This window comes from Roseomonas sp. TAS13 (assembly GCF_001950415.1).
GTDB classification, from domain to species: domain Bacteria; phylum Pseudomonadota; class Alphaproteobacteria; order Acetobacterales; family Acetobacteraceae; genus Roseomonas; species Roseomonas mucosa.
The window spans coordinates 1-6,041 of sequence record NZ_BDLP01000273.1 but is presented as its reverse complement, the minus strand read 5'-3'; the positions used below and the strand labels follow the sequence as shown (position 1 = coordinate 6,041).

The following is a 6,041-nucleotide window of genomic DNA, read 5'->3' as shown; positions in this document are numbered from 1 at the left end:
CTTACGGTGGAGCTGTGCGTAGATGTGATCAAGAGACAGGACGCGGGACAGCGCTTCCTCGCGCAGGATGCCGTCCGGCGGCGCCGCCTCCACCAGCACCAGCATGGCGCCGAGGGCACGGGCCGCGCGCTCCGCCTCCAGCAGCGCCGCCTCCGCCGGGAAGGGCGGCAGCAGCAGGATGCGGTGCAGGTGGGCGATGGACTGGTGCGTCGCGTCCCAGGCCCCGCCCTGCGCATCCGGCAGGGTCAGCGAGGCGACGAAATCCCCAGGGCTGAGGCGCGGCAGGGTCTGGCTCATGTCCTGGTTTGTCCCGCGCCATGGCCGGAGATGGCAAGGGGGCCGGTGGGGGAGCATCGCCGTGGCGCTGGGCAGGGCAGGCCGCCCCCATGGGAATGGACAGCGATGCTGACCTGCCGCAGTCTCGGCCGCCATGCCCGATTGCGCCGCCCGGCCCCTGCCACCCCGCTCGTCCATCCCGCGCCCCTCCCAGCAGCACCCGGGGTCGGCGGAGGAGGCAGCCCTGCCCGGGCGTGTGCCCCGCGACCCCGCGGCGGCGGCCCGGGAGTGGCGTCTGGGGCTGCTCTGCATGCTGGGCGTGCTGGTCTGCTGGTCGGGCTTCCTGCTGTCCGGGCGGCTCTCGACCAGGCAGGCCTTCACCGCGGGCGACATGGCGGCGCTGCGCTTCACCGGCAGCCTGCTGGCCGGGCTTGCGGTGGTCGCCTGGCGGGGGTGGCCACGCCTTTCCCTGGTCCGGGGCGCGGCGCTCGCCTTCTGCGCCGGCTTCGGCTACGCGCTGCCCGTCTATGCGGGCTTCGCCTATGCCCCGACCGCCCATGCCGGGGTGATGCTGATCGGCACATTGCCCTTCGTCACCACCGCCCTGGCGGTTGTTTTCCTCGGCGAGCGCTGGTCGCGGCAGCGCGTCCTGTCCCTGCTGGTGGTGGCGCTCGGCATCGCGCTGCTGGCCGGGGCGACGCTGGGCGAGCATCCGGGCGCCTGGCGCGGCGACCTGCTATTCCTGCTCGCGGGGGTGTTCTGGTCCGTCTACACGCTGCTGGTGCGGCGCTGGCGCGTGCCGGCGCTGACGGCGGTGCTGTCCGTTTCGCTGCTGCCGGCGCCGGTCTTCCTGCCGCTCTGGTACTTCGCCCTGCCCAGCAACCTGCCGACCATCGGCTGGGGGCCGGTGCTCTGGCAATTCGCCTATCAGGGCGTAATCGCGGCGGTGATGGCGAGCTTCCTCTACACGCGGGCGGTGAATGCGCTGGGGGCGGCGACCGCCACGACCATCACCGCCTTCGTGCCCGCCCTGGCCGCCATCGCCGCCTGGCCGCTGCTGGGCGAGGCGCTGGAGCCCGGCGGGATGGCTGGGGTGGCACTGGTCTCGGCCGGGATCATCCTGGGGGTGCTGGGCCCCTGGGGCCGCCGCCGCGCGGCCGGAACGCAGGGGGAGGAATAGGCCCGGCGGGACCATTCCGCGCCGTTCTCAACATCACCAATTAATACTTTGTTTTACTACAGATATTTTCAGGCTTCCGTGAATTCCCCCGGGGGGCGCTCTGATCTAGCCTCCTGGTCATGCCAGAATCCGCCTCCCTGCGCATCGCCTTGGCCCAGACCGATCCCTGGATGGGGGACATACGGCGCAACGTCGCCCGCCTCCTGGCGCTGCGCGCCGAGGCCGCTGCGCAGGGGGCCGACCTGCTGGTGGCGCCGCGCCTGGCCCTGCTGGGCGCGCCGCCGGAGGACCTGGCGCGCGATCCCGCCGTGCTGTCCGCCTGCGAGGCGGCGATCCGGCATCTGGCCGAAGCCACCGGGGATGGCGGGCCCGGCCTGCTGCTCGGCGCGCCCTGGCGCGAGGCCGGGCGCTGCCACGACGCCGCCTTCCTGCTCGATGGCGGGCAGGTCCGCGCGCGGCGGGCGCGGCATGAGCCGGGCGAGCCCGGGCTGGCGGAGGATGTCATGCTCTTCGCCACCGGCCCGGCGCCCGGGCCGATGGTCTTCCGCGGCCTGCGCCTGGGCGTGATGGTGGGGGCGGATGCCGCCGGGCCGGCCGTGGCGGAGACCCTGTCCGAAAGCGGCGCCGAGCTCCTGCTGGCCCTGGAGGCCGATCCCTTCCGGCCGGGCGGGGCGGAGCGGCGCATCGACCGGGCGGTGGCCAGGGTGGTGGAGACCGGCCTGCCGCTGCTCTCGGTCAACCTTGTCGGGGCGCAGGACGGCATTGCCTTCGACGGCGCTTCCTTCGCCCTGAATGCCGACCGCCGTCTGGCCCTGCGCCTGCCCGGCCTGGCCGAGACCCTGGGCATCTCGGAATGGCGGCAGGGCGGCGCGGGCTGGGAGGCGGTGCCGCAGCCCCTGCCCGAACCGCCCGGGGAGGCGGGGCTGCTCTGGGAGGCGCTGCTGACCGGACTGCGCGCCCAGTTGATGAAGAACGGCCATGGCGAGATCCTGCTGGAGCTGGACGGCACTCCGGCGGCGGCGCTGACGGCCCTGCTGGCGGTGGAGGCCATCGGCGCCGCGCGGGTGCGGGCGGTGCTGCTGCCGGGGCTCGGCATCCGCTCCGGCCGGCGGGCGGCGGAATGCGCCCTGCGCCTGGGCATCGGCACGGACACGCTGCCGACCGGCTCCGCGACCGGCGCAGTCCATTCGGTGCTGGGGGCGGAGGCCCGGGACCTCGACGTCTCGCCGCGCCTGCGCCACCTGCTGCTGGAGGCCCTGGCCGAGGTGCGCGGGGCGCTGCTGCTGTCCTCCGGCACGCGGTCCCGCTACCTGCTGGGGCTGATGGGGCCGGGGGCCTATGCGCCGCTCTCCGGCCTCTACGACAGTGAGGCCGCCGTGCTTGCCCGCTGGGGGCTGGAGCGGGGCTGGCTGACCGAGGTGCTGCTGCGCCCCTCCGAGGCTCCGGCTCCGGACCTGCCCGCCGGCCTGCCCCCGGTGGAACGGCTCGACCCCATCCTGCGGGTCCTGGCGGGGGAGGCCGGGACGGGTGACAGGCCGCCCCTGGACGCGCTGCTGCGGGACGGGCATGACCGGGCGACGGTGCTGCGGGTCTGGCGTTTGATGGACGGGGCCGCGTACAAGCGCCGGACCTCGCCGCCGGGCTGGGGGATCGGTCCCGCCGGCCCGGCCCGGCACACCCCGATCACGAACGGATTTACGGCCCAACTGGCATGACGCTTCCGGCATGAGCGACCTTTTCTCCCCCGAGGGCGGCTATGCCGTCCGTATCCGCGACCTGTCCGGCGGCAATGGCGCCGAGCCGGTGGAAACGATCCGCGGCTTCGAGAGCCTGGCCCATGCCAATGCCTTCGCCCGCCGCTATGTGCGGGATTCGGTCGAGCGCTGCCGTGCCCCCGGCATGACGGGCGAAGATGTGCTCGCCGCCTGGTTCGCCTTCGGCGAGGATGCCGACGTGACCGGCGCCGGCGGCGAGGGCTGGACCAGCGGCGCCGAGGTGAAGGGCTTCGCCGCGACGCGCGCCACCGATGCCGAGGAGCGCAACTGGCGCGTCCTCGACCCGCGCCGGCTGGACGGGAATGACGAGGAGGGGGAGGACGAGGCATGAAGGTCCGCTTCGCCCCCAGCCCGACCGGCTACATCCATGTCGGCAATGCCCGGGCCGCGCTGGCCAACTGGCTCTTTGCGCGGCAGAAGGGCGGGCAGTTCCTGCTGCGCCTCGACGACACCGACACGGAGCGCTCCAAGCCCGAATATGCCCGGGCGATCGAGGAGGACCTGCGCTGGCTTGGCCTCGACTGGGACGAGTTCCTGCGCCAGTCCGACCGCACCGCCCGCTACGAGGCTGCCGCGGAGAAGCTGAAGGCGCTGGGCCGGCTCTATCCCTGCCTGGAGAGCGAGGAGGAGCTGGAGTTCAAGCGCGAGCAGCGCCGCCGCCAGAACAAGCCGCCGGTCTATGACCGCGCCGCGCTGCGGATGACGCCGGAGCAGCTCGCCAAGGCCGAGGCGAACGGCAAGCGGCCCTACTGGCGCTTCAAGCTCTCGGGCGGCGAGGCGGCGTGGCGCGACATGGTGCTGGGCGACCGGCGGGTGAAGCTGCCGGCGCTCTCCGACCCGGTGCTGGTGCGGGCGGACGGCACCTTCCTCTATACCTTCACCTCGGTGGTGGACGACCTGGAGACGGGGATCACCCATGTCATCCGGGGCGAGGACCATGTCACCAACACGGGCATCCAGCTCGACATCATGGGCGCGCTGGGCATGGGGCGGGAGATCCGCTTCGCCCATCTGCCGCTGCTGGTGGATGCCGAGGGCGCGCCCCTGTCCAAGCGGCTGAACAGCGTCTCGCTGCGCCAGTTCCGCCGCGACGGGATCGAGCCGGCGGCGCTGGCCGGCTACCTCGCCGCGCTGGGCGCTCCGCGCGACCCGGTGCCCGCCATGCCGGCGGATCTGGTGGCGGGCTGGTCGCTGGAGGGGCTGTCCCGCTCCGCCGCGCGCTTCGACCCGCGGCAGATGCTGGCGCTGAACCGGAAATACCTGCACGGGCTGGATTTCGCCGCCGTGCGCGACCGGCTGCCGCCGGAGGCCACGGAGGCGTTCTGGCTGGCGGTCCGGGGCAATCTCGACACGCTGGGGGAAGCAAAGGACTGGCTCGACGTGGTCGAGGGGGATATCCTTCCCTCCGAGCAGCCCGAGGAGGCGGATTTTCTCCGCGCCGCCCTCGCCTGCCTGCCCGAGGAGCCCTGGAACGGTGACACCTGGTCGCGATGGACGGCGGAACTGGCGGGACGCACGGGGCGCAAGGGCCGCCTGTTGTTCTGGCCGCTGCGCCGGGCGCTGACCGGCGAGGAACACGGGCCCGACCTCAAGGCCCTTCTGCCGCTGATCGGGCGCGAACGCGCCGTGCAGCGGCTCACCGCCTCGGCGGGATGAGTTTCGGTTGATGCAGATCCAGCTCCATGACAGCGCCCAGCGGCGCAAGCGCGACTTCACGCCGATCGACCCGGGAAACATCCGCATCTATGTCTGCGGCCCGACGGTCTATGACCTCGCGCATCTCGGCAATGCGCGGCCGGTCGTCGTCTTCGACGTACTGGCGCGCTTCCTGCGCCGCGCCTTCCCGGGCGTCACCTATGTCCGCAACATCACGGACGTGGATGACAAGATCAACGCGCGCTCGCGCGAGACGGGCGAGCCCATCGCCGCCATCACCGCGCGCACGGCGGCGGATTTCCATGCCGACATGGCGGCGCTGAACTGCGCGCCGCCGGACCACGAGCCGCGCGCGACCGAGACGATCCCCGAGATGATCGCGATCATCGAGCGGCTGATCGCCAACGACTATGCCTATGCGGCGGAGGGGCATGTGCTCTTCTCCGTCTCGGCCTATGCCGAGTACGGGCGGCTCTCGGGCCGCGATCCGGAGGAGATGCTGGCCGGTGCCCGCGTCGAGGTCGCGCCCTATAAGCGCGATCCGGGCGATTTCGTGCTCTGGAAACCCTCCGACAGCGAGACGCCGGGCTGGGACAGCCCCTGGGGCCGTGGCCGCCCCGGCTGGCATATCGAGTGCTCCGCCATGTCGTGGAAGTATCTCGGCGAGGAGTTCGACATCCATGGCGGCGGGCAGGATCTGCTCTTCCCGCACCATGAGAACGAGGTGGCGCAGAGCTGCTGCGCCTTCCCCGGCAGCCATTTCGCGCATTACTGGGTGCACAACGGCATGCTCCGGGTGAATGGCGAGAAGATGTCGAAGTCGCTCGGCAACTTCCTTACCGTGCGCGACATCCTGGCCCACGGGCCCTGGGCGGGCGAGGCTTTCCGCCTGCTGCTGCTGCGTACCCACTACCGCTCCGAGATCGACTACACGCTGGATCGGCTGGAGGAGGCGAAGCGGGAGCTGGACGATTTCTACGCCCTGCTGGCCCGCATCCCGGGCGATGCGGCGGCCGACGAGGAACAGGCCGCGCGCCTTGCCGCCTGGGCGCTGGAGCCGCTGGCCGACGACCTGAACACGCCGCTGGCGCTGGCCCGGCTGCGCGACCTGCGCACGCTGGCCAATATCGGCGCCGTGGGCGGTTCCGCGACGG

Annotated in this window: 6 protein-coding genes; 5 read left to right on the top strand and 1 reads right to left on the bottom strand. The window is 72.5% G+C overall.

Annotated features, from left to right (window positions below):
- The coding region (locus ROTAS13_RS26450; RefSeq protein WP_139323415.1) for a hypothetical protein at positions 1-297 on the bottom strand (297 nt) is incomplete at its 3' end.
- Positions 298-430: 133 nt separating this feature from the next.
- Here ROTAS13_RS26450 and ROTAS13_RS17815 point away from each other — a divergent pair.
- The 5 genes from ROTAS13_RS17815 to cysS form a co-directional block, all read left to right on the top strand.
- Complete coding sequence (locus tag ROTAS13_RS17815; protein WP_226946050.1) at positions 431-1,456, top strand: DMT family transporter; 1,026 nt, start codon at positions 431-433, stop codon at positions 1,454-1,456.
- Between the two features lie 119 nt (positions 1,457-1,575).
- A complete protein-coding gene (locus tag ROTAS13_RS17810; RefSeq protein ID WP_075823001.1) occupies positions 1,576-3,171 on the top strand; it encodes a nitrilase-related carbon-nitrogen hydrolase in 1,596 nt (531 codons plus the stop codon).
- A gap of 10 nt (positions 3,172-3,181) precedes the next feature.
- Positions 3,182-3,562 (top strand): hypothetical protein, encoded by a 381-nt coding sequence (locus ROTAS13_RS17805; protein WP_019460949.1) that lies wholly within the window; start codon positions 3,182-3,184, stop codon positions 3,560-3,562.
- Positions 3,559-4,887: a glutamate--tRNA ligase gene (gene gltX, locus ROTAS13_RS17800; RefSeq protein WP_019460950.1), complete on the top strand. Its 1,329-nt coding sequence runs from the start codon at positions 3,559-3,561 to the stop codon at positions 4,885-4,887. Before ROTAS13_RS17805 ends, gltX begins: the two co-directional genes overlap by 4 nt.
- Positions 4,888-4,897: 10 nt before the next feature.
- On the top strand, positions 4,898-6,041 hold a 1,144-nt coding region (gene cysS / locus ROTAS13_RS17795), incomplete at its 3' end, for a cysteine--tRNA ligase (RefSeq protein ID WP_139323414.1).

What these genes read in the sequence shown, in the direction of transcription:
- ROTAS13_RS17815 (WP_226946050.1), top strand. Translation starts at nt 431, where the DNA reads ATGCCCGATTGCGCCGCCCGGCCCCTGCCACCCCGCTCGTCCATCCCG.
- ROTAS13_RS17810 (WP_075823001.1), top strand. Translation starts at nt 1,576, where the DNA reads ATGCCAGAATCCGCCTCCCTGCGCATCGCCTTGGCCCAGACCGATCCC.
- ROTAS13_RS17805 (WP_019460949.1), top strand. Translation starts at nt 3,182, where the DNA reads ATGAGCGACCTTTTCTCCCCCGAGGGCGGCTATGCCGTCCGTATCCGC.
- gltX (WP_019460950.1), top strand. Translation starts at nt 3,559, where the DNA reads ATGAAGGTCCGCTTCGCCCCCAGCCCGACCGGCTACATCCATGTCGGC.